The 24555-nt window shown below is 68.3% G+C and carries 21 protein-coding genes and 1 tRNA gene; 4 read left to right on the top strand and 18 right to left on the bottom strand.

Features of this window, described 5'->3' with window-relative positions:
- Positions 1 to 55 precede the first annotated feature (55 nt).
- From ABIN76_RS09565 to ABIN76_RS09550, 4 genes are read left to right on the top strand one after another with little or no spacing between them, the layout of a single operon-like run.
- On the top strand, positions 56 to 1339 hold the full coding sequence (locus tag ABIN76_RS09565; RefSeq protein ID WP_346959475.1) for a branched-chain amino acid ABC transporter permease: 1284 nt from the start codon (positions 56 to 58) through the stop codon (positions 1337 to 1339).
- 9 nt (positions 1340 to 1348) lie between these two features.
- Positions 1349 to 2317, top strand: a complete 969-nt coding sequence (locus ABIN76_RS09560; RefSeq protein WP_346959474.1) for a branched-chain amino acid ABC transporter permease — start codon at positions 1349 to 1351, stop codon at positions 2315 to 2317.
- Positions 2314 to 3420, top strand: coding sequence for an ABC transporter ATP-binding protein (locus ABIN76_RS09555; RefSeq protein WP_346959473.1), 1107 nt, complete (start codon positions 2314 to 2316; stop codon positions 3418 to 3420). Before ABIN76_RS09560 ends, ABIN76_RS09555 begins: the two co-directional genes overlap by 4 nt.
- A complete protein-coding gene (locus ABIN76_RS09550) occupies positions 3417 to 4190 on the top strand; it encodes an ABC transporter ATP-binding protein (protein WP_346959472.1) in 774 nt (257 codons plus the stop codon). Before ABIN76_RS09555 ends, ABIN76_RS09550 begins: the two co-directional genes overlap by 4 nt.
- Before the next feature lie 509 nt (positions 4191 to 4699).
- Here ABIN76_RS09550 and ABIN76_RS09545 read toward each other — a convergent pair.
- The 18 genes from ABIN76_RS09545 to ABIN76_RS09460 form a co-directional block, all read right to left on the bottom strand.
- On the bottom strand, positions 4700 to 6052 hold the full coding sequence (locus ABIN76_RS09545) for an ABC transporter substrate-binding protein (protein WP_346959471.1): 1353 nt from the start codon (positions 6050 to 6052) through the stop codon (positions 4700 to 4702).
- A gap of 292 nt (positions 6053 to 6344) precedes the next feature.
- Positions 6345 to 6418 (bottom strand) — tRNA-Leu (locus ABIN76_RS09540).
- A gap of 47 nt (positions 6419 to 6465) precedes the next feature.
- A complete protein-coding gene (locus tag ABIN76_RS09535; RefSeq protein ID WP_346959470.1) occupies positions 6466 to 7443 on the bottom strand; it encodes an N-acetyltransferase in 978 nt (325 codons plus the stop codon).
- 147 nt (positions 7444 to 7590) lie between these two features.
- The gene (locus tag ABIN76_RS09530) at positions 7591 to 9048 is read right to left on the bottom strand and encodes an FAD-dependent oxidoreductase (protein WP_346959469.1); all 1458 of its coding nucleotides are present in this window, start codon (positions 9046 to 9048) and stop codon (positions 7591 to 7593) included.
- A gap of 34 nt (positions 9049 to 9082) precedes the next feature.
- A complete protein-coding gene (locus ABIN76_RS09525) occupies positions 9083 to 10558 on the bottom strand; it encodes a S8 family serine peptidase (protein WP_346959468.1) in 1476 nt (491 codons plus the stop codon).
- 114 nt (positions 10559 to 10672) lie between these two features.
- Positions 10673 to 11623 (bottom strand): Ppx/GppA phosphatase family protein, encoded by a 951-nt coding sequence (locus ABIN76_RS09520; protein WP_346959467.1) that lies wholly within the window; start codon positions 11621 to 11623, stop codon positions 10673 to 10675.
- Positions 11620 to 12288 (bottom strand): DUF501 domain-containing protein, encoded by a 669-nt coding sequence (locus ABIN76_RS09515; RefSeq protein ID WP_346959532.1) that lies wholly within the window; start codon positions 12286 to 12288, stop codon positions 11620 to 11622. Before ABIN76_RS09515 ends, ABIN76_RS09520 begins: the two co-directional genes overlap by 4 nt.
- 141 nt (positions 12289 to 12429) lie before the next feature.
- Positions 12430 to 13200 carry a septum formation initiator family protein gene (locus ABIN76_RS09510; RefSeq protein WP_346959466.1) on the bottom strand — a complete coding sequence of 257 codons (771 nt, stop codon included), beginning with the start codon at positions 13198 to 13200 and terminating at the stop codon, positions 12430 to 12432.
- 110 nt (positions 13201 to 13310) lie between these two features.
- A complete protein-coding gene (gene eno, locus ABIN76_RS09505) occupies positions 13311 to 14591 on the bottom strand; it encodes a phosphopyruvate hydratase (protein WP_346959465.1) in 1281 nt (426 codons plus the stop codon).
- A gap of 128 nt (positions 14592 to 14719) precedes the next feature.
- Positions 14720 to 15388, bottom strand: coding sequence for a MazG nucleotide pyrophosphohydrolase domain-containing protein (locus ABIN76_RS09500; RefSeq protein ID WP_346959531.1), 669 nt, complete (start codon positions 15386 to 15388; stop codon positions 14720 to 14722).
- A gap of 76 nt (positions 15389 to 15464) precedes the next feature.
- Positions 15465 to 16646, bottom strand: a complete 1182-nt coding sequence (locus tag ABIN76_RS09495; RefSeq protein WP_346959464.1) for an adenosine deaminase — start codon at positions 16644 to 16646, stop codon at positions 15465 to 15467.
- Between the two features lie 32 nt (positions 16647 to 16678).
- Complete coding sequence (locus tag ABIN76_RS09490; RefSeq protein ID WP_346959463.1) at positions 16679 to 17404, bottom strand: DedA family protein; 726 nt, start codon at positions 17402 to 17404, stop codon at positions 16679 to 16681.
- Between the two features lie 204 nt (positions 17405 to 17608).
- A complete protein-coding gene (locus ABIN76_RS09485) occupies positions 17609 to 18259 on the bottom strand; it encodes a DedA family protein (protein WP_346959462.1) in 651 nt (216 codons plus the stop codon).
- A 147-nt stretch (positions 18260 to 18406) separates the two neighbouring features.
- Complete coding sequence (locus ABIN76_RS09480; protein WP_346959461.1) at positions 18407 to 19729, bottom strand: thymidine phosphorylase; 1323 nt, start codon at positions 19727 to 19729, stop codon at positions 18407 to 18409.
- Positions 19726 to 20169, bottom strand: a complete 444-nt coding sequence (locus ABIN76_RS09475; RefSeq protein WP_346959460.1) for a cytidine deaminase — start codon at positions 20167 to 20169, stop codon at positions 19726 to 19728. Before ABIN76_RS09475 ends, ABIN76_RS09480 begins: the two co-directional genes overlap by 4 nt.
- A gap of 2 nt (positions 20170 to 20171) precedes the next feature.
- Positions 20172 to 21512: an ABC transporter permease gene (locus ABIN76_RS09470; protein WP_346959459.1), complete on the bottom strand. Its 1341-nt coding sequence runs from the start codon at positions 21510 to 21512 to the stop codon at positions 20172 to 20174.
- Entirely contained in the window at positions 21509 to 22948 is a 1440-nt protein-coding gene (locus ABIN76_RS09465; RefSeq protein WP_346959458.1) for an ABC transporter permease, read from the bottom strand. Before ABIN76_RS09465 ends, ABIN76_RS09470 begins: the two co-directional genes overlap by 4 nt.
- Entirely contained in the window at positions 22941 to 24554 is a 1614-nt protein-coding gene (locus ABIN76_RS09460) for an ABC transporter ATP-binding protein (protein WP_346959457.1), read from the bottom strand. Before ABIN76_RS09460 ends, ABIN76_RS09465 begins: the two co-directional genes overlap by 8 nt.
- Between the last annotated feature and the right edge of the window lies 1 nt (position 24555).

The raw sequence follows: 24555 nt of genomic DNA, 5'->3' as shown, positions 1-24555 counted from the left end.
GAGAAGCACACCGAAAGGCCTGTCGCAGAGACGGCGCGGCAGACTGCTGAAAGCTGTGGGGGCCATGTTCGCCGCCGTGGCCGCCCTTCTGCTCATCGTCGCCCCGGCATCCCAGGCCGCGACGCCGTCGCCGACACCATCCCCGTCGAGCACCACGTTCCAGAACAGCATCAGCGGTTTCCTGCGCGGCGATGACCGCGCCCCGCTCGCAGATGTCACCATCACCGCCAAGAGCGGCGATTTCACCGGAACCACCAAATCGGGTGCCAACGGTTCCTGGACCATCGGCGTCCCCACCCAGGGGACGTACGAGGTCGAGCTGGACGAAAAGACCCTCCCCGAGGGCATCAAGCTCGCCGACGGCCAGGAAAATCCCCGCAAGGTCACCTTCAGCCAGACGTCCAACCTCTCGGTGATCTTCGCCTTCGGCAAAGGCATCGTGGTCCAGGAACAGGACTTCGGCCAGAACCTGCTTAACCGGCTGGTCGCGGGCCTGAGCTTCGGCCTGCTCCTGGCCCTCGCGTCGGTGGGCTTGTCCCTGATCTTCGGCACCACTGGCCTGACCAACTTCGCACACGGCGAGATGGTCACGCTCGGCGCCGTCCTGGTCTTCGGCTTCAACGCCATGAACCTGCCGTTTTGGCTCTCCATCATCCTTGCGCTCCTCGGCGGCGGCCTGTTCGGCTACGTCCAGGACGCCGGGCTCTGGAAGCCGCTGCGGCGCCGCGGCACCGGCCTGGTCCCGATGATGATCGTCAGCATCGGCCTCGCCCTCGCCGTCCGCTACGTGATCCAGTTCTACTTCGGCGGCGCCACCCAGCAGCTGCCTTTCGCCCAGAGCGCGGAAATCCAGATCGGGCCGGTATCCATCTCGCCCAACAACCTCTGGTCCCTGCTCATCAGCGTCGTCGTCATCGCCGTGCTCGGCGTCGTCCTGCTCAAGACCCGGCTCGGCAAGGCCACCCGCGCGGTGGCCGACAACCCGGCACTGGCCGCAGCCTCCGGCATCGACGTCGACTCGGTCATCCGGATCGTCTGGGTCACCGGCGGCATGCTCGCCTCGCTCGGCGGCATTCTCTGGGCGTACTACCGTCCCGGCGTCACCTTCGATATGGGTTCGCAGATCCTGCTGCTCATCTTCGCCGGCGTGACCCTCGGCGGCCTCGGCACGGTCTGGGGCGCCCTGTTCGGTTCCATCATCGTCGGCATCTTCGTGGAGCTGACCACCGTCTTCGGCCTCGCTGCCGACCTCAAGTACGTGGGAGCACTGTTCATCATGATCGTTGTCCTCTTGTTCCGGCCTCAGGGCATCCTGGGCCGCCGCGAGCGCGTGGGTTAGGAGACAGACATGGACTTCGGATTTATTCTTTCCAGCGCTGCCGGTGAATTGTTCAGCCCGACGACGGCGGCGTACGCGCTCGCCGCGCTCGGCCTGGCGGTCCACTTCGGCTACTCGGGCCTGCTGAACTTCGGCCAGGCCGGCTTCATGGCGGTGGGGGCCTATGGCTTCGCCATCTCCACCCTGACCTTCCACGTGCCGTTCTTCGTCGGCTTGCTGATCGCCGTCGTCTGCTCGGCAATCTTCGCCCTGCTGCTCGGCATCCCCACGCTCCGGCTGCGGGCCGACTACCTGGCCATCGTCACGATTGCGGCCGCGGAAATCGTCCGCTACATCGTCACCACCAACCAGCTGACCTCGGTGACCGGTTCGGCCAACGGCCTGGCCGCCTTCGAGGGCGATTTCTACGCGATGAACCCGTTCCCCGACGGATCCTACTTCGGCATGAACAACCGCGACTTCTTCATCCGCGTGGTCGGCTGGGGGCTCGTGATCGTCTGCTGCCTGCTGGTCTGGCTGCTGATGCGCAGCCCGTGGGGCCGTGTCCTCAAGGGCATCCGCGAGGACGAGAACGCTGTCCGTTCGCTCGGCAAGAACGTCTACTCCTACAAGATGCAGGCCCTCGTGATCGGCGGCGTGCTCGGAGCCCTCGCAGGCATGGTGTTCACCCTCCCCCGCGGCGCGGTGCAGCCGGCGAACTACGGCACCGAGCTGACGTTCTTCCTCTACACCTGCCTGCTGCTCGGCGGGCTCGGCACCGTGCTGGGCCCGGTCGTCGGGGCGATGATCTTCTGGGTCGTCCTGTCCCTCACCCAGGGCGTGCTGTACGGCCTGATCGAATCGGGCGCCGTCACGTGGCTGAACACGGTCCAGGCCGGCCAGCTGCGCTACATCCTGGTCGGCATCGCACTGATGCTGCTGATGATCTTCAGGCCCCAGGGCGTCTTTGGCAACAAGAAGGAGCTGGCGTTCGCATGAGCATGCACAGCGAAAAACCACAGGCGGGCGCCGGGACCTCCGGCGCCGCCGAGACCATCGACTACATGACGGACTCGCGTCCGATTGCCGCGGGCGAGACCGCCCCCGGCTGCAAGAAGCGCGACCCGATCCTGGTGGCGGAAAACGTCACCCGCAGCTTCGGCGGCATCAACGCCGTCGACGTCGAATACCTGGAGATCCCGCGGCACAAGATCACGGCCCTGATCGGTCCCAACGGTGCCGGCAAGACCACGCTGTTCAACCTGCTCACGGGCTTCGATACCCCAAACACGGGCAAGTGGCAGTTCGAGGGGAACGGCCTGGCCGGCGTCTCCTCCTACAAGGTGGCCCGGATGGGCATGGTCCGCACGTTCCAGCTGACCAAGGTCATGGGCAAGCTCACCGTTATGGAGAACATGCGCCTGGGCGCCTCCCAGCAGTCCGGCGAGAAGCTGTCCAAGGCCCTGTTCAAGGGAATCTGGGGCGGCCAGGAAAAGAAGATCACCGAAGAAGCCAACGTGCTGCTGGCGAAGTTCAAGCTCGATGCCAAGAAGGACGACTACGCGGCGTCCCTCTCCGGCGGGCAGCGCAAGCTCCTCGAAATGGCACGCTCGCTCATGGTGAAGCCCAAGCTCGTGATGCTTGACGAGCCGATGGCAGGCGTCAACCCGGCGCTGACCCAGTCCCTGCTGGACCACATCAAGAACCTCAAGGCCGAGGGCATGACCGTGTTGTTCGTCGAGCACGACATGCACATGGTCCGCCACATCGCCGACTGGGTCGTGGTGATGGCGGAGGGCAAGATCGTGGCCGAGGGGCCGCCAGCCGAGGTCATGAAGAACCCGGCCGTGATCGACGCCTACCTGGGCGCCCACCACGATGTGGACCTGGGCGACTCGGAAGGCATCAAGGAACTCGCGGCCGAGCTCGAGGCCGACGAGGAATCAATCGTCGGCACCGAGAACGCGGGGGTCATCTCCTCCGACGTTCTCATGACGGAGACACCCCGGCCCGATACCGCCAGCGGCGCACCACACGGCCGGCGGAGCGCCGAGGAGCCCCACAGCGGCGAGCCGAACCGGACAGAGAAGGACACGCAATGAGCGCCACCAGCGCGGCCCCCGCCGCTAAGAACGGATACGACGGCGACTCGGTCGTCAAGGTCACCAACTTGGTGGCCGGCTACATCCCGGGCGTCAACATCCTGAACGGCTGCAGCATTGAAGCCCGCAAGGGCGAGCTGATCGGCATCATTGGGCCCAACGGCGCCGGCAAGTCGACCCTGTTGAAGGCCATGTTCGGCCTCGTCAAGGTCCACTCCGGCTCCGTGGTGGTCCGCGGCCAGGACATCACCGGGCTGAAAGCCAACAAACTGGTGAGCCGGGGCGTCGGCTTCGTTCCGCAGACCAACAACGTGTTCGCGGCCCTGACCATCGAAGAGAACCTCCAGATGGGGATGTTCCAGCGGCCGAAGGACTTCGCCGAACGGTTCGACTTCGTTGCGGAGTTGTTCCCGGAGCTGGCCAAGCGCCGGGCCCAGCGCGCCGGGTCGCTCTCCGGCGGCGAACGCCAGATGGTTGCCATGGGACGGGCCCTGATGATGGACCCGGCCGTGCTGCTGCTCGACGAGCCCTCGGCAGGCCTCTCCCCCGTCAAGCAGGACGAGACGTTCCTGCGGGTGCACGAGATCAACCGGGCGGGTGTCTCCGTGATCATGGTGGAGCAGAACGCACGGCGCTGCCTGCAGATCTGTGACCGCGGCTACGTCCTGGACCAGGGCAAGGACGCGTACACGGGCACCGGCCGGGAGCTCATGAAGGATCCCAAGGTCATCCAGCTGTACCTCGGGACCCTGGCGGACACCGTCGAGTAGCCGTAGCGCCAGCCCCGCAGCCGTTCCGAAGGGCCGTCACCAGCCGGTGGCGGCCCTTCTGCGTGCCCGGCGGGTGTTCGGCGCTCCCGTGTACCGTCCGGGCGCTTCCTTCTCCGGAGCTCAGACTCCCCGGGCTCCGGAGACAGCCACTTGCTCGGCGCCTGCGCTCGTTCCTCCCCGGCGGCCCCCTCCCCTCGCAAGCTCGGGCAGGGACCCCTGCCGCCGGGGGCCCAGCGCAACAACGGCGCTTTCGCAAGCGCCTGCCTCCGTCGCCCTCACGTCGGGCCACGCTTCCGCGGCGGTTCCGGACTGGTGCACCCCTGATCCGCGGTGCCGTCGTCCGATTTCGTAGCGAAAACCCGGTTGCGCAGCCTCCAGCGCCCTTCCCAGGCCCCGGCGGTCCGACGGCTGCTGAGCGTCACGGTGGGCCTCCGGTGGCACCTCCCCCGCACGCAAGAAACCCCCGTCCGAAAGGGACGGGGGTTTCTTGGTTGTCTGGGGAAGCGGCTTTACAGCTTGCCGAATTCTTCCTTGACGGGCTTGTAGCTGTTGTCATCCTGGAACTCGTAGATGCCGATGTAGGCTTCCGTCGGGTCGCCGGCGTCGGAGAACGTTACGGGGCCGGACTGGCCGTCGTAGTCGATGTCCTTGCCATTGCGGAGCAGGGTGACGCAGGAGGCGTAGTTGTTGCACTTCTCGCCGCCTTCGGAGACTGCCTTGAGCTGCTTGGCGATATCGACGCCCTTGGTGCTCTTGGCCGCTTCGGAGGCCAGCGCGATCAGATTCACGGCGTCGTAGGACTCGCCTGCGTAGCTGTAATCCTTGAGCGCCGGGTCGATCGCGAGGAGCTTCTTCTTGAAGTCATCCTTGGCGAAGGTGCCCGGGATGGTGCCCTGGGCGCCCTTCAGGGTGCCTGCCTTGAAGTCCTTGCTGTAGTCGGACATGTTGCCGTCCACCATGAAGATCTGGGTGGGCTTGATGCCCTTGCCCGTCATGAGCGGAACGATGCTCTTGGCCTGGTCGAAGGTGATCAGGGCGATGGCATCCGGCTTGGCCGCGAGGACCTTGTCCACCTGGCTGCTGAACTGGGAGTCGCCTTCGTTGAAGAGCTCCTCCGCCACAACCTTGCCGCCGGCGGCCTCCACCGCGGATTTGACGTTCTTTGCAAGACCCGTGCCGTAAGCGTCGTTCAGTACGATCATGCCAACGGTCTGGGCGCCACAGGTGGCCATGTAGTTGCCGAGGACCTTGCCCTGCAGCACGTCAGAGGGGGCGGTGCGCCAGTAGAGGCCCTTGTCGTCCCACGTGGTGAAGTCCGGCGAAGTGTTGGCCGGTGAGAACTGGATGACGCCGGCGCCGGTGATCTGGTTGATCACGGTCTTGGAGACGCCCGAGGAGGCGGCACCGATGATGGCGCTGACGCCCTGGCCCAGCAGTGCAGTGGTGGACTGCGTGGCGATGTCCGTCTTGGTGTCACCGGAGTCGCGGTGGATGACCTGGACGGGCTTGCCGAGGACGCCGCCGGCGTCGTTGACTTCCTTGATGCCAAGGTTGACGCCCGCGATTTCGGGCGGGCCGAGGAAGGCCAGGGAGCCGGTGGTCGGCAGCAGGGAGCCGATCTTGAGCGGGGTGTCCGTGGTGGTCGAGGACGCGGGCACGGAACCTTCCGCGCTGGCCGAGCTGGTGGCACCACCGGTTGCGCTCGGGGCCGGGCAAGCGATGCCGGCGGCCTGGGCAGATGCCGAGCCGGTGGTTGCCGACGGCGTGGACGAACCGCCACAAGCCGTAGCCAGAAGGGCGACGCCGAGGCTAAGCGCTGTGAGCTTAGCGATGCGCGGCGCCACCTGGGGGAGTGAAGTCATAGAGAAATCTCCTCGATCTAAAGGTGCGAACGGCCTTTGATGCGAAAGATCAGGTGTTCCTGATTTAGCTTCAAGCTAATGCAATTTCCGTCCGGACAGAAGTGACTACGGTCACATCCTTATAACACTCGTTGCATAGAGGAAATCAGGCGGCGGGAAAAGCGCCATACCGGCCCGCAAGCCGCCGAAAACCGGGGGTCCGCCGTCGCGTTCTCTGTCGGACGCACGGCCGGCCGGGGGCGCTAAAGGCAGCAGGACAGCAATTGTGGCGCACGATGCGGCAATTGTGAAGTGCCCCAGGTGGGACTCGAACCCACAACACGCGGATTTTAAGTCCGCTGCCTCTGCCAATTGGGCTACTGGGGCGCCCGGTCAATGGTATCCCGCCGGACGGGTATACCGACGGCGGGCTGCTAGGACTCCGCCTCAGGTCCGTCGAAGGGCGCCGCGTAGCGGAACGCCCCACTGACGCCGCCGGGCCAGAGCGCGAGCGGCAGCAGCTGGAAATGCTCACCCCAGGCAGGGTCCGGTGCCTGCACGCCCAGCGAGGTGGAGGGCACAAAGCCAAAGCGGGCGTAGTAGTCGGGGCTGCCGAGCAGCGCGATGCCCCGCTCCCCCGCGGCGTTGGCCCGGTCGATGGTTTCCTTCATCAGCGCCGAGCCGATGCCGTGCCGCTGCAGACGCGGCAGCACCCCGATCGGGCCCAGCCCCAGCAGCTCCAGCTCATCCGCCCAGCCGCGGGTGCTGATGACGTGGCCGACGATCTCGCCGTCCAGCTCAGCGACGATGCTGAATTCCGGCAGGTACTCCCCGCACTCGAAGAGCCGACGCAGCAGGTCCACTTCCTCCGGTTCCCCTTCAACCGGCAGGCCCGTGACCGGCGAGATGGAGAAGGCCGCCGCGGTGAGTGCCAGGAGCGCCGGCCGGTCCTCAGGCAGCTCAGAGCGCAGGACCAGTTGTGGCGCCGGCTGCTGCCCTCCGCCGTTCGCCGAGCGGCTGTTCAGGGACAATTCGTGGAGAACTTCGAGGGCCCGCTCGGCTTCGGCCACCGGAACGAGCAGATGGTCGTGGTGGAAACCGGCCAGCACATTGCAGCTGATCTTCGCCTCGGTCAGGGCGGCGCTGACGGCCGCGGTAAGCCCCAGGGCCTCCAGGGATGAATGCACTTGCAGGGTGATCCACGCCGCCACGAAGTCGTACTTCAGGCCAAGGGCGTCGGCGTCGGCCCGCGGCAGCACCACGGTCAGCCCCTCAGCTTCCCGGACGGCGGCGGCAATGTGGCCGGCCAGCGGTTTGCCGTGCGGCCACAGGGCGTAGACGTACTCGCCCTCGCGGATCACCGGCCGCATGGTCGCGAGCAGGGTATGCAGGTCCTTTTCAGCGGGAGTCATGGGCCCAGTCTAGGCAGGTGGGCCCGCCCCCCGGCCAATCCGCCCGCCAATCCAGGCGGCGCCGGCCAGCAGCGGCCGGCCGCACCAACGACGACGGCGGCCGCTCCCCTTCGAAGGGAACGGCCGCCGTCGTCGGGCTGCTGCGGGCTACTTGGCGTCGGCCGAGACAGGTTCCTTGGCAGGGGCCTCGGCGGGCTTCTCCGCCGCCGGTGCCGCGGGTGCTGCGGCCGGCTTGGGAGCCGGTGTCGCTGCGGCCACGAAGGCCCCGCGCGGGTTGTCCAGGTCCATCAGCTGGGTGGTGTCGCGGCCCAGGAAGAGGGCCCAGAACCAGCCGGAGATCACGCGGATCTTGCGCTCGAACGTCGGCATGGCCAGGCCGTGGTAGCCGCGGTGGGCGAGCCAGGCCAGCGGGCCCTTGAGGCCGATGCGGCCGATGAGGTTGATGTTGGCAACGCCCTTCCACTCGCCGAAGCCGGCGACGGCGCCCAGGTTCTTGTGCTTGTAGTCCTTGAGCTCCTTGTCCCAGCGGGAGGCCCACAGGTTCTTGGCAAGGCGCTTGGCCTGGCGCAGCGCGTGCTGCGCGTTGGGGACGCAGGTGCCGTCCGGCAGGCCGCTGCCGGTGAGGTCCGGCACGGCCGCGATGTCGCCGGCGGCCCAGGCGTTCTCGATGATGCCCTCGTCGCCGGAGACGCGCAGGTCCGGAAGGACCCGGACGCGGCCGCGGGGCTCGAGCGGGAAGTCGGTGGAGCGGACCATCGGGTTGGCCTGCACACCGGCAGTCCAGACCAGGGTGTCGGATTCGAATTCCTGCGCGGGGGTCTTGTCCGGCAGGTTGATCAGCTTGAGGGAGCCCTCGGCGTTGTCCAGCGAGGTGTTCAGCAGCACCTCGATGCCGCGGCTGCGCAGGTGCTCGACGACCCATTCGGCCTGCTTCGCCGTAACCTCGGGCATGATCCGCCCCATGGCCTCGACCAGGACGAAGCGGACTTCCTCCTGCTTGACGCGCGGGTTGTTCTTGACCGCGGCGCGGGCCAGGTCTTCCATTTCGGTGATGCACTCGATGCCGGCGAAGCCGCCGCCGACGACGACGAACGTCAGGGCGCGGGCGCGCTCGACCGGATCGGTCATCAGCGAGCCGGTTTCGATGCGCTCGAGGACACCGTTGCGCAGGGCGACGGCCTCCTCGATGGTCTTGAGGCCGATGCCCTTGTCCGCGAGGCCCTTGATCGGGAACGTGCGGGTGATGGCGCCGGCGGCCAGCACGACGTCGAAGTACGGGACCTCGAAGTTTTCGCCGCCGTCGGCCGGTGCCACCACGGCCGTGCGGTTGGCGTGGTCGATCGAGGTGACGCGGCCCTGGATCAGTTCGGTCTGCTTAAGGTGCTTGCGGTGCGAGACGACGGCGTGCCGGGCCTCGATGTTTCCGCCGGCCACTTCCGGCAGGAAGGGCTGGTAGGTCATGTAGGGCAGCGGATCAACGAGGGTGACGATGCCACCGGCGTTCGCGATCTTTTTCTGCAGTTTGAGGGCTACGTACAGGCCGACGTACCCGCCGCCGACGACGAGTACCCTGGGACGGTCCTGGAGCTGAGGGGTGGATGCCATGGGTCAAGAATACCGTAGTTTGTGAAAAACTTCACTAACTCCCCGCGGCCCGGGTTTCCGCGGAATCCGGCGTGCTTGGGGAAGGCCGGCCGGGCGCTGCGTCCGGGCCCGATTCAGGTGCTGCGCCGGACGCAACCTCAGGTGCCGCACCGGGCGCAACCTCAGGCACCGCGCCGGGGTCTGCTTCGGAGCCGGAGCCGGGCCCGTGGAGCGCGCGCCGAAGCTGGATGGCGGCCGCCGCGATGATGCAGACGAAGAGCCCGCCGAAGCCGAGCACCACCATGGCCGGGACGGCGCTGTCCGCCGGCGACGGGGCCGCCGCAACCGGCACGGTGGGTTCGGGCAGGGTCGGCGCCGCACTTGACGGGGCGGGGGCGGCAGGGGCCGCGGAGCTCACCGGGTTGCCGCGCCGGTGGACCCGGATCCAGTCGGAGATCGTACCCAGCGGGTTGGCCTTGGTTTCCGGGACGTCGGCCTTGAGTGCGGCCTCGGCGTTGAGCACGCCAAAGCCGTACAGCGGGTCCTTGCCCGGCAGCCCGGCGTCCTTTGCGGTGCTGACAATCCGGTTGATGACCTGGCTGGCGGACATCTCCGGCCACTTTGAGCGGATCAGCGCAGCGACGCCGGCGACGATGGGGGTCGCGCCCGAGGTGCCGGCCCACTCGGCGTAGCCGCCGCCGGGCATGCCGCCCACCAGGTTCTCGGCCGGTGCGGCGACGCCGATGCTGATGCCCTGCGAGGAGGAATCGATGCTGGCAACACCCTTGCGGTTCAGGCCGGCCACGGTCAGCACGCCGGGAATGGTGGCCGGGGCGCCGACCTGGATGTTGCCGCCCACCCGGTTGCCGGCGGCGCAGACAATCACGACGTCTTTCTGTTCGGCGTACAGGAAGGCGGCATCCCAGCTTTGCGGCCACTCCGGCGAGGTGCTGCCGAGGGAGATGTTGATGACCTGGGCGCCGTTGTCGACCGCCCAGCGGACCGCCTCGGGGATCTGGTCCTGGTCGCTCTTTCCCCCGGGGTTGGCCGATCCCAGCCAGGTGGAGACAGAGAGGATCTGGGCCTCGGGGGCCACGCCCACGATCCCGTCCGGGCCGACGCCGGTGGAGGCCGACGGGCTGGGGCTGGCCGTGGACTTTTTGGGCTGGTGGCCGCGGCCGGCAAGCATGGTCGCGACGAGGGTGCCGTGTTCGGGCTTGGCGCCGATGCTCTTGAGGCCGTCGGCGCCCCCGGCGCCGGACACGTCCGTTCCCCCGGACAACACGCCCTTGAGGTCCGGGTGTTTGCCGTCCACGCCGCTGTCAATCACGGCGACCTTGACGTTGGCGCCCTTGGACACTTCCCAGGCTTTCTTGATTCCGGACCCTGCCAGCCAGTATTCCTTGTCCCGCGTGGAGTCCGCGTGGGCCGGCGGGGCCGCCGTCAGGGTGCCGGCGACGCTGCCGCCGGCAAGTGCCAGGGCCATCAACGCCGAGGCGGTCCGGCGGTGCCGGGCTGTTGCTCTGGTCATTCGGGTCCAATCGGCGGTATGTCTGCGGGCGCCGCGGAGTCGGGCGCGGCAGTCGGCGGGGGCTGCCCGGCGCCGGGGCCACCCCTGCTGGGCGGTGCCGGTACGGGCGCGGGGCTAGCTGATGCTCAGGGCAATCCCGTCAAGAATATCGTGTTCGCTGGTGATGGCCGTGGTGATGCGGCCGTCTGTGACGTCCGCCATGCGTTCGAGTACGCGGCGCCAGACGAGGCCGCCGGCGCCGATCACGTCCACCCGGCCGGGATGCATGTAGGGCAGGGCGGCCCGGTCCTCCCGGGTCATGTCCAGCAGCGAGGTGCAGGCATCCCGGGCGGTATCCAGGTCCAGTTCCGTGCCGTGGATGGCCGCGGCCGAGTACTCGGCCAGCTTCAGGGCATGCGCGGTGATGGTGGTGACGGATCCCGCGACGCCGATCACGGCGGTGGCGCGGTCGAGCGGTACGGTCAGCGCGGCATGGCTGATCGCCGCGTCGACGTCGGACTCAGCGGCGGCGATCTGTTCCGCCGTGGGCGGGTCTGCCTGCAGGTGCCGTTCGGTCATCCGGACGCACCCGACGTCGACGGACTTGGCGGCGATGACGCCGTCGGCGTCGCCCAGCACGAACTCGGTGCTGCCGCCGCCCAGGTCCACCACCAGCACCGGGTCCTTGCCGCGCGAGGGCAGCACGCTGCTGGCACCGGCGAAGGAGAGCGCGGCCTCCTCGTCGCCGCTGATCACCTCGGGTTCGACGCCGAGCAGTTCCCGGACGCCGTCGATGAAGACCTGCCGGTTGCGGGCGTCCCGGGTGGCGGAGGTGGCCACAAAGCGGACCTTCCCGGCGCCGTGGCGGCGGATCAGCTCCGCGTAGTCGGCGGTGGCCTCGAGGGTGCGGTCCAGCGCCTCCTGGGCGAATTCGCCGGTGGCGTCGACGCCCTGCCCGAGCCTGACCACGCGCATCTCACGGACGACGTCGGTCAGCTTCGGCGAGGTGCCGCCGGCGGCGCCGACATCGGCGATGAGCAGGCGGATGGAGTTGGTGCCGCAGTCGATCGCGGCCACGCGCGTCACTGGGCCGCTCCGGTGCCATCGTGGGCGGCGTCAGCCGCGCGGGACTTCCGGACCGGGGCCGGCCGCCCGACGATTTCCGGCAAGCCCTGCGGGCCGTGGCGGCTCAGGTCCCGCGAGGGGGCCTCGCCGCCGGTGTCCCACGCGCCGTCGCAGTAGCAGCGGCCGCGGGTCCACCACTCGCTGATGGCCGCGATCGCCTCGTCACCGAGCGGGTTGACTCCTGGGCCGGCCGCCAGCGCATGCCCTACCAGGACATGCAGGCATTTAACGCGGGTGGGCATGCCGCCGGCGGAGATACCGTCGATCTCGGGGACGGCACCGATGCCGGACCGGGCGCCGATTTCGTCACGGGAGCGCAGGTACGCGTCGTGCGCGGCACGGTAATCCGCAGCCAGGGCACCGTCGGCTCCGAGCCGTTCGTTCATCTCGTTCATCAGCCCGGCCGCCTCGAGCCTGGACACGGCCGAGGTGATCACCGGGTGGGTCAGGTAGAAGGTGGTAGGGAACGGGGTGCCGTTGCTGAGCCGCGGCGAGGTCGCCGCAACCAGCGGGTTGCCGCAGACGCAGCGGGCGGGGATTTCGACGACGTCGCGCACCGGACGCCCGAGCTGGCGGCTGAGCACGTCGAGGTCGCGGGCCGACGGCTGGCGGGACTCGGCCGGCATCGGGGCCGGGTCCACGGCGGTCGCGTCGTTGGGGTTCCCTGCTGCCGGGGAATGGTCCACTTGGTTCTGGTCCACTGGCGCGGCACCTTCCTGCCCTGTTGGAATCACCGGGTGGCGGTAATCCGGCGGCGGGCGCCGCTCCTAGTCTGTTGCCGAACGCCGGATGGACTCCCAGAGGGAATCCACCCACGGCAGATTGGCCGGGTCTGTGGCTGCTCCTGCTGCGGCGCCGGCACCGGAGGTCGCGGCAGGCAGATCGCTGCCGTAAACCCAGTAGCCGGTTTCGCCGGGCATAACCATGTTAATGCGGTCGCGGGCCTGTTGCTTCACGTAGTTCGGGTCCTGCCAGCGCGAGACCTGGCGTTTGAGGTCCGTCTGCTTCGCCTGCTTGGCCGAGATGTCCGCTTCCAGCGCCGCTATTTCGGCGCGTTTTTCGAGGAAGATCCGGACCGTGGGGGCGAGCATGATGGTGATGGCGATCATCACAACGCCGAGGGCCAGCAGCCGGCCGGAGAAGGCCTTGGCCGGAACGGGGTCCAGACCGTCGGACTCCGCGGACTGGCCGGGTTTAGCGGCCGCCCCCTTAGAGGGCCCCTTGGCCGGTCCGGCGCTGCCGGCGGAAGGCTTCGCCGCGGGCTTGGCGGGGGTGCCGCTGCCGGCGCTTGTCCTGGCCGCCGGGGCCGCCCCCTGGGCCGGGCCGCGCGTCCCGGCGTCCGCCGCTTCGGCAGCAGGCCGCCCGGCGTCGTGGCTGACCGGCCGTCCGGCGTCGTGGTTGGCGGCCGGGCCGGTGCCGTGCCGCGGACCCCCGAAGTCCGCCCGGATGACGTCGCCGCCGGCTTCCCCCCGGCCGGTGGCCGCCGACTTTGGGGCCGCAGCGGCGGCCCGGGGAACCTTGGGACGGCGGGTTGCCATGTCACTCCTTACAACTGGCCAAAAAGAACCGGCCAAAACGAACCGGCCAAAACAGAACCGGTGGCCATGGTCTTTCCACCATAGCCACCGGTTCCTGGTTTTTGCGGGTACTAGCCCTTGAAACGCGGGAACGCGCTGCGTCCGGCGTAGCGTGCGGCGTCGTCGAGTTCCTCTTCGATGCGCAGCAGCTGGTTGTACTTCGCGACGCGCTCCGAGCGTGCCGGCGCGCCGGTCTTGATCTGGCCGGCGTTGGTGGCCACCGCGATGTCAGCAATCGTGGTGTCCTCGGTTTCGCCGGAGCGGTGCGAGGTGATGGTCGTGTAACCCGCGCGCTGGGCGAGGGACACGGCGTCGAGCGTTTCCGTCAGTGAACCGATCTGGTTGACCTTGACCAGCAGCGAGTTGGCGGTCTTGGAGTCGATGCCGGTCTGCAGGCGCTCCGGGTTCGTGACGAACAGGTCGTCGCCGACGATCTGGACCTTGTCCCCGATCGAGTCGGTGAGGGTCTTCCAGCCGTCCCAGTCGTTCTCGTCCAGCGGGTCTTCGATAGAGACCAGCGGGTAGTCGGCGACCAGCTCGGCGTAGTAGGCGCTCATCTCGGCGGAGCTGAGGGTCTTGCCTTCGAACTGGTAGGCGCCGTCCTTGAAGAACTCGGAGGAGGCGACGTCCAGGGCCAGGGCGATGTCCTTGCCCGGGGTGTAGCCGGCGTTCTTGATGGCTTCCTGGATCAGGTCCAGGGCGGCGCGGTTGGACGGCAGGTTCGGGGCGAAGCCGCCCTCGTCGCCGAGGCCGGTGGCCAGGCCCTTGGACTGCAGCACCGCCTTGAGCGCGTGGTAGACCTCGACGCCCCAGCGCAGGCCCTCGGAGAAGGTTTCGGCGCCGAGCGGGACAACCATGAATTCCTGGATGTCCACGTCGGAGTCGGCGTGCGAGCCGCCGTTGAGGATGTTCATCAGCGGCACCGGCAGGACGTGCGCGTTGGGGCCGCCCAGGTACTTGTAGAGCGGCAGGTCGGCCGAGGCGGCCGCGGCGTTGGCGACGGCCAGGGAGACGCCGAGGATCGCGTTGGCGCCCAGCTTGCTCTTGTTGGCGGTGCCGTCCAGGTCGATCATGGCCTGGTCGATGCTGCGCTGGTCGGTGGCGTCGAAGCCGATCAGGGCGGGGGCGATCTGGTCGATGACCGCGTCAACGGCTTTCTGGACGCCCTTGCCGAGGTAGCGGCCCTTGTCGCCGTCGCGGAGTTCAACGGCCTCGTGTTCGCCGGTGGAGGCGCCGGAGGGAACTGCTGCACGGCCGATCTGGCCGTCGGAGAGCAGGACTTCAACTTCTACGGTCGGGTTGCCACGGGAATCGAGGATCTCGCGGGCGTGGATGGCATCGATAAGCGCCATGAATATGCTCCTTTGGGTGAAGCGATCTGCTGGGAATCTGACTGCTGGAAATCTAGCGGTGGATCAAGCTGGAAACCGACGTCCTCGTCGCCCCTAGCCTAGTCGAGAGTGGGCTAAGTTACGGAAAGCTATCCAGTCCCCGGACGCGGCGCTGCGGCGCCGGCGCCGCCGGGCCGGGTGTCCTGGAAGCGGCGGTTGGCGCCGCGCAGCGCGCGTTCGGCGTCGAGTCCGTTGCGCCGGGCCGCGGCGACAATGCCGAACAGCAGCTCACCGAGCTCCTCCTCGGTCGCCGGGGCCGGGGTTGCCGGGGCACCGCCGACGGCGGGCGGGGCCGGGGTTCCGACGCCGGCGGCGGGCGGGGCCGCCTCCGGTCCTGCCGGGAGTCCGGCGCGTTCAGCCCGGTCCAGCAGCTTCTGCGCCCGGGCCAGGGCCGGCAGCGCGGCCGGGACCCCGTCGAAGGTGTGGCCCCGTTCGGGCTTCTCGGCCTGCTTGACGGCGTCCCATTTCAGCACGATCTCCTGCACCGTGGCCGGGAAGGAGTCCTGCAGGGTGCCGTCGGGGCGGAAAACGTGCGGGTTGCGCCGGATCATCTTGTCCCGCAGACCGCGCGCGACGTCGTCAAAGGTGAAGGCTCCGCGCTCCTCGGCGAGCCGGGCGTGCAGCACCACCTGCAGCAGGACGTCGCCGAGTTCAGCCTGCAGCTCGGCGTCGCCGCCGTCGGCCTCAATGGTCTCGGCCACCTCGTGGGCCTCCTCGAGGAGGTATTCCACGAGGGATTCGTGGGTGAGTGCACCCATCCAGGGGCAGTGGGCGCGCAGCTCGGCGATGGTCTGCAACAAATCCCCGAGCTGCCCGCCCACTGCGTTGGCGTCCTTAGCCAAGGTCGGCGTAGGCCTCATTGATGTATTCGACCAGGGCTTCCTTCTCCTCCAGCGGCAGGAACGCGGCTTCGGCGGCGTTCAGCGTCAGCTCGAGCAGGTCGTCCAGGTCGTAATCGAAGGTCTCCACGAGCAGTTCGAACTCGTCGGTGAGGGTCACGCCGCTCATCAGCCGGTTGTCCGTGTTGATCGTGACGTTGAAGCCCAGCTGGTAGAGCATGTCCACCGGGTGGCTGTCGATGCCCTCGCCAAAGCCGGCGATGGCGCCGGTCTGCAGGTTGGAGGAGGGGCAGATTTCCAGCGCGATGCCGCGGTCCCGGACCCAGCTGGCGAGCTCGCCCAGGGTCACGAGGCCGATGTTGTCGTCGACTTCGTCGCTGTCCGAATCGACGGCGGCGGTGTCGGCGGCACCGGCGGGGTCCGCATCCTCGAATTCGACGGTGACGTCTTCGGCGATCCGCACGCCGTGGCCCAGGCGCAGCGCCCGTCCGTCGACCAGGGCGGACTGGATGCTCTCCAGCCCGGCGGCCTCGCCGGCGTGGATGGTGGCCGGGAAGTTGTGCTGGGCCAGGTAGGTGAAGGCGTCCTTGAAGCGGGACGGCAGGAAACCGTCCTCGGCGCCGGCGATGTCGAAGCCGACGGCGCCCTTGTAGCGGTGGCGGACGGCCAGCTCGGCGATTTCCTGGCCGCGGTCGGCGTGGCGCATGGCGGTGATCAGCTGGCCGACCTGGATCTCGCGGCCGGTCTCGGCAACGGCGTCCACGCCTGCGTCCAGGCCCGCCTGGACGGCCTCAACGACGTCGTCCAGCGACAGGCCCTGCTGCAGGTGCTGTTCCGGGGCCCAGCGCACCTCGCCGTAGACGACGCCGTCGTCCGCGAGGTCCTCGACAAATTCCTTGGCTACGCGGAACAGGCCTTCCTTGGTCTGCATCACGGCGATGGTGTGGTCGAACGTTTCGAGGTAGCGGACCAGCGAACCGGAGTCTGCGGATTCGCGGAACCACTCCCCCAGCGCCACCGGGTCTGTGGAGGGCAGCGTGTGGCCGACAGCTTCGGCAAGTTCAATGATGGTGGCCGGACGCAGTCCGCCGTCCAGGTGGTCGTGAAGGGAAACCTTGGGAAGGCCCTTCAGGTCGAATTCGAGGTCAGGGGCAGCGTCAAGAATAGTCTCAGTCACGTTCCAACCATAGGGTCGGACGGCGCCCCGCGCTACTTGCCGGCGGGGCCGGCCTCCGCGGACCGGGCGGTCAGCACGGACTCGGGCCCGGGAACCGCGGCGGGCTCCGCCGCGGTGTCCTCCGCCGGCTCGGAGTCCCCCGGCTCGTCGTGCCGGCCGAGGCGCTTGTGCCACCAGCGCAGCAAGTGGTCGACGGCGATGCCGAGGACGATCGCGAAGACGACGGCGATCCCGGCGCTCAGGAGCGGGTTGTGGTGCAGCCAGGGGAAGGAACTGGCGAGGAGGCCGATCCCGATCGAGTAGAGGACCCAGGTCACGCAGGCGAACGCGTCCAGCAGGAAGAACCTGCGGTGCGGGAAGCCCGTGGTGCCCGCGACGTAGTTGACGGCCACCCGGCCCCAGGGGATGTAGCGGGCCGTGAAGATCAGGACGGCGCCGCGCTTTTCGAGTTCGTAGCGGGCCCAGGCGAAGACCCGCTGAACCTTGGGCTTGCGCATCCAGCGGAACCGTTCGATGCCGATCTTGCTGCCCAGCAGGTAGGCCATGTTGTCGCCGGCGATGGCGCCGATCAGCGCGGTGAGGCCGAGGATCCAGAGGTTGGGCTGACCGCTTTGCCGGGAGTACGCGGCGAGGGCCACAATCAACGTCTCGCTGGGGACCACCATGGCGAAACCGTCGACGAAGAAGAACACCAGCAGCAGCGGATAGATCCACCACTGGCCCGCTGCATGGAGCACGGCATCATTAATGAACTCCACGCGGGCTGTGCTCCTAGAAAACTGACGGGGGACGTACCCGGGACGGACAGGGCTTGCGGCAAAGCGCACACGGCACAGACGTGACGTGAATCGCACCTAAGTGTCCCACGGGCGGGGCATCTTGCGCTACGCGCACGGCACCATGAATCCGGTGTCGGCGCGGGCGGTTCCGGCGCGTCCGGCCGGCGCGGGCCGGCGCGGGTCTTAGCCGTCCGCCGGCGGCACGGCCCGGTCCTGGTTCTCCGCAAGCGGCTCCCCCGGGCCCCTGCCGCGCAACCGGCTCAGGACGACGTCGACGGCGATGCCGAGGATGACCGCGCAGATGATCGCAATGGTGGCACCCAGCAGGTGGTTCTCTTCGAACCATTGCCCGAAGAACAGGCCGATGCCTACCGAGTAGCCGGCCCACAGCACCGCGGACAGCACCGTCAGGCCAACAAACCGGGAGTGCGGGTAGCTGGTGGCGCCGGCGGTCAGGTTGACGGCCACCCGGCCGATCGGGACGAACCGGGCGACCATGATCAGTGACGCGGGCCGTTTGCGGAGTTCGTTGCCGGCCCAGAGGAACGCCCGCTGCGCCCGGTACCCGCGCATCCACGCCCAGCGCCCGGTTCCGGTGGCACGGCCGATCAGGTAGGCGATGTTGTCCCCGGAGAAAGCGCCGGCTGCTGCCACGGCGATCAGCAGGAGCGGGTTGGGCACATCGGCCGAGGCGGCGACGGCGGCCAGGCCCACCACCACGGATTCGCTGGGAACGGGCGGGAAGAAGCCGTCGATCAGGCAGCAGGCAAACACGAGGACCAGGACCCAGGGTTGGCCTGCGGCTGCCAGGATGAAGTCGTTGATTGCCTGCACGGTTTCCTAACGCACGGCGGTGCCCGGTTTCTCCCGGAAATACTGTGGTGCCAGTGTACTGCCCAGCCCCGGAGCCGGTTCCTCTCTCACTTGTGGTCCCTAAACCTGGGGTTTAAGGACCACAAGTGAGAGAGCAACCGGAGGGAGCTAGGCGATGCGGTCGATGATGAGCTGCTGCGCCGGGCGCGATCCCTCGGGGGCGATCACGGCGGCGTGTTCCAATGCTTCCTTGGCCCGCTCGAACTTCTCCGGGGTGTCCGTCAGCAGGGTCATCAGTGGCTCGCCGGCACGGACCGTGGCGCCCGGCTTGGCGTGCATCCGCACCCCGGCCCCGGCCTGGACCTGGTCCTCCTTGCGGGCACGTCCGGCGCCGAGGCGCCAGGCCGCGACGCCTACAGCCATGGCGTCGAGCTCGACCAGCACGCCGTCGGCCGGCGCGTAGATGGTCTCGGATTCCTTGGCCACCGGGAGTTTGGCGCGCGGGTCGCCGCCCTGGGCCTGGATCATCCGGTTCCAGACGTCCATGGCACGGCCGTCGTTGAGCGCGGCGCGCGGGTCGGCGTCGTGCACGCCGGCGCAGGCAAGCATCTCCTCGGCCAGCCGGACGGTGAGTTCGACGACGTCTTCCGGGCCGCCGCCGGCGAGGACCTCGACGGATTCCTCCACCTCGATCGCGTTGCCGGCGGTGAGGCCCAGCGGCGTGTTCATGTTGGTCAGCAGCGCCACCGTGTTGACCCCGGCGTCCTTGCCCAGGGCCACCATGGTCTCGGCCAGCTCCCGGGCGCGGGCCTCGTCCTTCATGAAGGCGCCGCTGCCCACCTTGACGTCCAGGACCAGCGATCCGGTGCCTTCGGCGATTTTCTTGCTCATGATCGAGGAGGCGATCAGCGGGATGGCTTCCACCGTTCCGGTCACGTCGCGCAGGGCGTAGAGCTTCTTGTCCGCCGGGGCCAGGCCCGCACCGGCAGCGCAGATGACGGCACCCACGTCCTGCAGCTGCGCCAGCATTTCCTCATTGCTCAGCGCCGCGCGCCAGCCCGGGATGGACTCAAGCTTGTCCAGGGTGCCACCGGTGTGGCCGAGGCCCCGGCCGGAAAGCTGCGGGACGGCTACGCCGAACACGGCCACCAGCGGGGCCAGCGGCAGCGTGATCTTGTCCCCCACACCGCCGGTGGAGTGCTTGTCCGAGGTGGCCTTCACGCCGCCGTCGGGCCGGCGCAGGCTGGAGAAGTCCATCCGCTCGCCGGAGGCGATCATCGCCGCGGTCCAGCGCGAAATCTCGGCCCGGTCCATCCCGTTGAGCAGGATGGCCATGTTGAGCGCGGCCATCTGCTCATCGGCGATGGCGCCGCGGGTGTAGGCGTCGATCGTCCAGTCGATCTGGGCGGCGCTGAGCACACCTTTGTCCCGCTTGATGCGGATGATGTCGACGGCGTCGAACGCTTCGGTGTTGTGGGTGGTCTGTGTCACCGGGTTTCCTCCAGGTGTTGGGGGCCAAAGGCGTCGGGCAGCACCTGGTCCATCGTTTTGATGCCCTGTGTGGTCATGAGTTCCATGTCCGGGGCCCGGAATTCGTAAAGCAACTGCCGGCAGCGTCCGCACGGCATCAGCACGTTGCCGTCCGCGTCGACGCAGTAGAAGGCGCGCAGCAGGCCGCCGCCGGTCATGTGCAGGTTGCCGACCAGCGCGCACTCGGCACACAGGGTCAGCCCGTAGCTCGCGTTTTCGACGTTGCAGCCGCTGACGATCCGGCCGTCCGCGGTGAGGGCCGCAGCCCCCACCGCGAACTTCGAATACGGCGCGTAGGCGTTCTTCATCGCAGTGGCGGCGGCGGCTTCCAGCGCTGCCCAGTCGACGCCGGGCGCCGGGGCTGGTGCCGGCGCACTGTTATCAGTGATGTTGTCCGCCACGGTCAGCCCTTCACGTACGGGATGCCGCTGGCTGCCGGCGGCCTGGAGCGTCCGACGAGGCCGGCGACGGCGAGCACCGTCACCAGGTAAGGCAGCATCGCCATGAACTGGCTCGGCACCGGGGTGCCGATGATGGTGACGATGCTCTGCAGGTTGTCCGCGAAGCCGAACAGCAGCGCCGCGAAGAAGGCCCCGATCGGGTTCCAGCGGCCAAAGATCAGTGCGGCCAGGGCGATGAAGCCGCGCCCGCCGGAGATCTCCTTGGTGAAGCTGTCAATCGCGACCAGGGTGAAGAAGGACCCGCCGATGCCGGCGACGGCGCCGCCGAGGGTGACGTTCCAGAAGCGGGTCGCGTTGACCTTGATGCCCATGGTGTCGGCGGCCTGCGGGTGCTCGCCGACGGCGCGGACGCGCAGGCCCCACTTGGTCTTGAACAGCCCGACCCAGACCACGATCACGGCGATGTACATCAGGTAGCCGATCAGGGACTGCTTGAACAGGATCGGCCCGATCAGCGGGATGTCGCCCAGCACCGGGATGGTGATCGGGTCCAGGTGCGCCGGTGAGTTGAACTTGTCCTTGTCCGCCTGCATGACGGTGCTGAACAGGAAGCCGGTGACGCCGGATACCAGGACGTTGAGCACCACACCGACGATGATCTGGTTGACCACGTACTTGATGCTGAACAGGGCCAGGATCATGGACACGAGCGCTCCGGCGACGGCGGCGGCGATCAGGCCCAGGAAGGGGTTGTGCGTCAGCGTGGCGATGATCGCGGCGGTGAAGGCGCCGCCCAGGAGCTGGCCTTCGATCGCGATGTTCACGACGCCGACGCGTTCGCAGAGCACGCCGGAGAGGGAGCCGAACACCAGCGGCACGGCCAGCGTCACGGAGCCCGCGATCAGCCCGGCAAGGGAGATGCTGGTGGTCCGGGCCCCGCCGACCACCCAGATCAGGAACGCGGCGACGAACAGCACAATGAAGGCGACCGTGACCCAGCCCGGGACCTTGCTGTTGCGGGTCTTGAGGAACACGGCGTAGCCGGCCAGCGCGAGCATGATCACGGACAGGACGATGCCGCCCAGGAACGCCGGAATCTCCAGGGCCGGCAGCTGGAAGAAGTCACTGCCGGTGGAAATGCCGAATTTGGCGGTCTGGTGCGGTCCCATGAGGCCGAAGAAGACGAACGCGACCACGGCGAGCACCAGCAGCGTGACCGGGAGTTTCCAGGTCACCGGTTTGGCGGTCACGGCCGTCTTGTGGTGCTTCGGCGACGGGGATCCCCCTTCGAGGGGTGCAGGCTGCGGCTTTCCCGGCTGGGGCGACGTTGCTGTTGTGCTCATGCTGCTACTCCGGTGGTTGCTGCCGTTTCGGATTTGGCGGCCTTGGCGGCCTTCTTCTTGCGCGGGTTCAGGCCGAACACCGCGCGGACCAGCGGCGGGGCGGCGATGAAGAGCACGATCAGGGACTGGACCACCAGCACGATGTCGATTGGGGTGCCGGTCTGGATCTGCATCTGGACGGCGCCGGCGCGGAAGGCGCCGAACAGCAGGCCGGCGGCGAAGGTGCCCCACGGCGTCGAACGTCCCAGCAGCGCAACGGTGATGGCGTCAAAGCCGTAGGTGGCCGCTACGCCGTCGGTGAGGACCTTTTCGGTGCCGGCCACCTGGGCGACGCCGGACATGCCGGCCAGGGCGCCCGCGATCGCCATCACCAGGATGGTGGCGCGCGGCACGTTGATGCCGGCGGTCAGCGCGGCTTTCGGGTTGGCGCCGACGGCGCGGAATTCGAAACCGATCGTGGAGCGGTTCAGCACCCACCAGACGAAGACGGTCGCGGCGATGGCCAGGAGGAAGCCCAGGTGCAGCCGGTACTGGGTGCCCAGGATCTGCGGGTAAACGGCGCTGGGATCCAGGATCGGGGAAATCGGGTTGGTTTCGCCCGGCCGCTGGAACGCGGGGGTGTTGAGCAGGTACCGCAGGAAGTACAGCGCGATGTAGTTGAACATGATCGTCAGGATCACCTCGTGCGCGCCGGTGCGGGCCTTGAGGAAGCCGACCAGGCCGGCCCAGAGGGCGCCGCCGAGGATGCCGGCCACGAGGACCAGCAGCAGGTGCAGGCCCATCGGCAGGTGCAGCGCGAAGCCGACCCAGGACGCGAGGATGCCGGCCATGATGATCTGGCCCTGCGCGCCGATGTTGAAGAGGCCGGCGCGGAACGCCAGCGCGACGCCGAGGCCCGCGGTGATCAGCGGGGTGGCGATCGTAAGCGTTTCCATCAGCGGGGCGAACTGCCCCGCTGCCCCGCTGCCGCGCGGGTTGAACACGGAGCCCTGGAAGAGCGCCACATAGGAGCGCGTGGCGGCGGACCAGACGGCGGAGAAGAAGTCGCTGGGCCGGGCGAACAGGTAGCTGGCGGTGGCGCTGACGTTCTTGTCCGTGCTGGCGATCAGCAGGCCGCCGAGGATCAGCGCGAGCAGCACGGCGAGCACGGAGACCATGCCGCTGCCGGTGAAGATCTTCCGCAGGAGGGAATCAGGGCCGCCGGGGACGATGCCGCTCTGGCCCGAGACCGGGACGGCGGAGGGACGGATCGCGCCGCCGGCGGTGTCCAGCGAGGTCGCGGTGGCGGCATCCGTGGCGTCTGGGGTTTCCGGGGTTTCCGGGGTTTCCGGGGCGGAGGTTTCCGTCGTTTCGGGCGCCGGGGAAGCTGCTCCGGCGTCGGGGGTTTCCGCCGGTTCCGGCTCAGCCGCGTGGCGGGGGTGGTTGGTATCAGTCATGGTGCTCTCCTACGGCGCCGGAGCGGGACTCCTGCGCGGGCTGGGCGGCGGGCGCCGGGGCGGCGGCTGCGGCCGCCGGGGTCTTGGTGGTGTCGGCGTGGGCCTCGTCGGGCGACAGGCCGGCCATCATGAGGCCAAGGACGTCGCGTCCGGTGCCGGCGGGCACAATGCCCACCAGCCGGCCCTTGTAAAGCACGGCGATCCGGTCCGCCAGTTCGATGACTTCGTCGAGCTCGGTGGAGATGATCATGACGGGTGTGCCGTGGTCGCGTTCGGCCACGATCCGTTTGTGCAGGAACTCGATGGAGCCGACGTCGACGCCGCGGGTCGGCTGGGAGGCGATGAAGAGGCGCAGCGGGCGCGACAGCTCGCGCGCCATGACCACCTTCTGCTGGTTGCCGCCGGACAGGGTGCCCGCGGCGAGCGAGCCGGACGGGGTGCGCACGTCAAATTCGTCGATCCTGGTCTTCGCGTTTTCCAGCACCTTGGCCGGGCTCATGCTGATGCCCTTGGCGAACGGTTCCTGGTCGTAGCGGTCCAGGATCAGGTTCTCGGCGATCGAGAACGTCCCGATCAGCCCGTCCACCGAGCGGTCTTCGGGCACGAAGCCGACGCCGGCCTTGAGCACGTCCTTGACGCTGCGGCCCAGGAGCTCCTCGCCGTCGAGAAGGATGGAGCCGTGGACCCGGTCCTGCAGGCCGAGGATGGCCTCGGTCAGCTCGGTCTGGCCGTTGCCCTGGACACCGGCGACGGCGAGGATCTCGCCGCGGGCGATGTCGAAGCTGATGCCGTCCACAACGTGCTGGCCGCTGGGCGCGATCACGGTGAGGTCCTTGACCTGGAACGTCGTTTCCTGCGGCGTGGCCGGGGCCTTGTCCAGGGTCAGGTTGACGGCGCGGCCCACCATCATCGAGGCGAGTTCCGTCGTCGAGGCCGCGGGGCTGGCCGTGCCGACGACCTTGCCGCGCCGGATCACGGTGATGGTGTCCGAGACGGCCTTGACCTCGCGGAGCTTGTGCGAGATGAACACGATCGAGGTGCCGTGGCTCTTGAGCTGGCGCATGATGTCCAGCAGCTCGTCGGTGTCCTGCGGGGTGAGCACGGCGGTGGGCTCGTCCAGGATGAGCACCTTGGCGTCGCGGACCAGGGCCTTGATGATTTCCACGCGCTGCTGGACGCCGACCGGCAGGTCCTCGATAAGGGCGTCGGGGTCGACGTCGAAGCCGTACCGGTCGGAGATCTCCTGGATCTTCCGGCGGGTGTCGTCGAGATTGAGGAAGCCGCCCGCTTTGGTGGTTTCCGCCCCCAGTGCCACGTTCTCGGCGACCGTGAACACCGGGACCAGCATGAAGTGCTGGTGCACCATGCCAATGCCTGCGGCCATCGCGTCCCCGGGTCCGCGGAAGCTGACGGGTTTGTCGTCGATGAGGATTTCGCCTTCGGTGGGTTCGTAGAGCCCGTAGAGGACGTTCATCAGCGTCGACTTGCCGGCGCCGTTCTCGCCGAGCAGACAGTGGATCTGCCCGGGTTCAACCACCACGTCAATGTGGTCGTTGGCTACCAGGGAGCCGAAGCGTTTGGTGATCCCCTTGAGTTCAAGTTTCAAA

The sequence above is a fragment of the uncultured Arthrobacter sp. genome (assembly GCF_964021775.1).
Lineage (GTDB): Bacteria > Actinomycetota > Actinomycetes > Actinomycetales > Micrococcaceae > Arthrobacter.
Note: the sequence above shows the minus strand (reverse complement) of the source record. Positions and strands in the feature narration are given on the sequence as shown.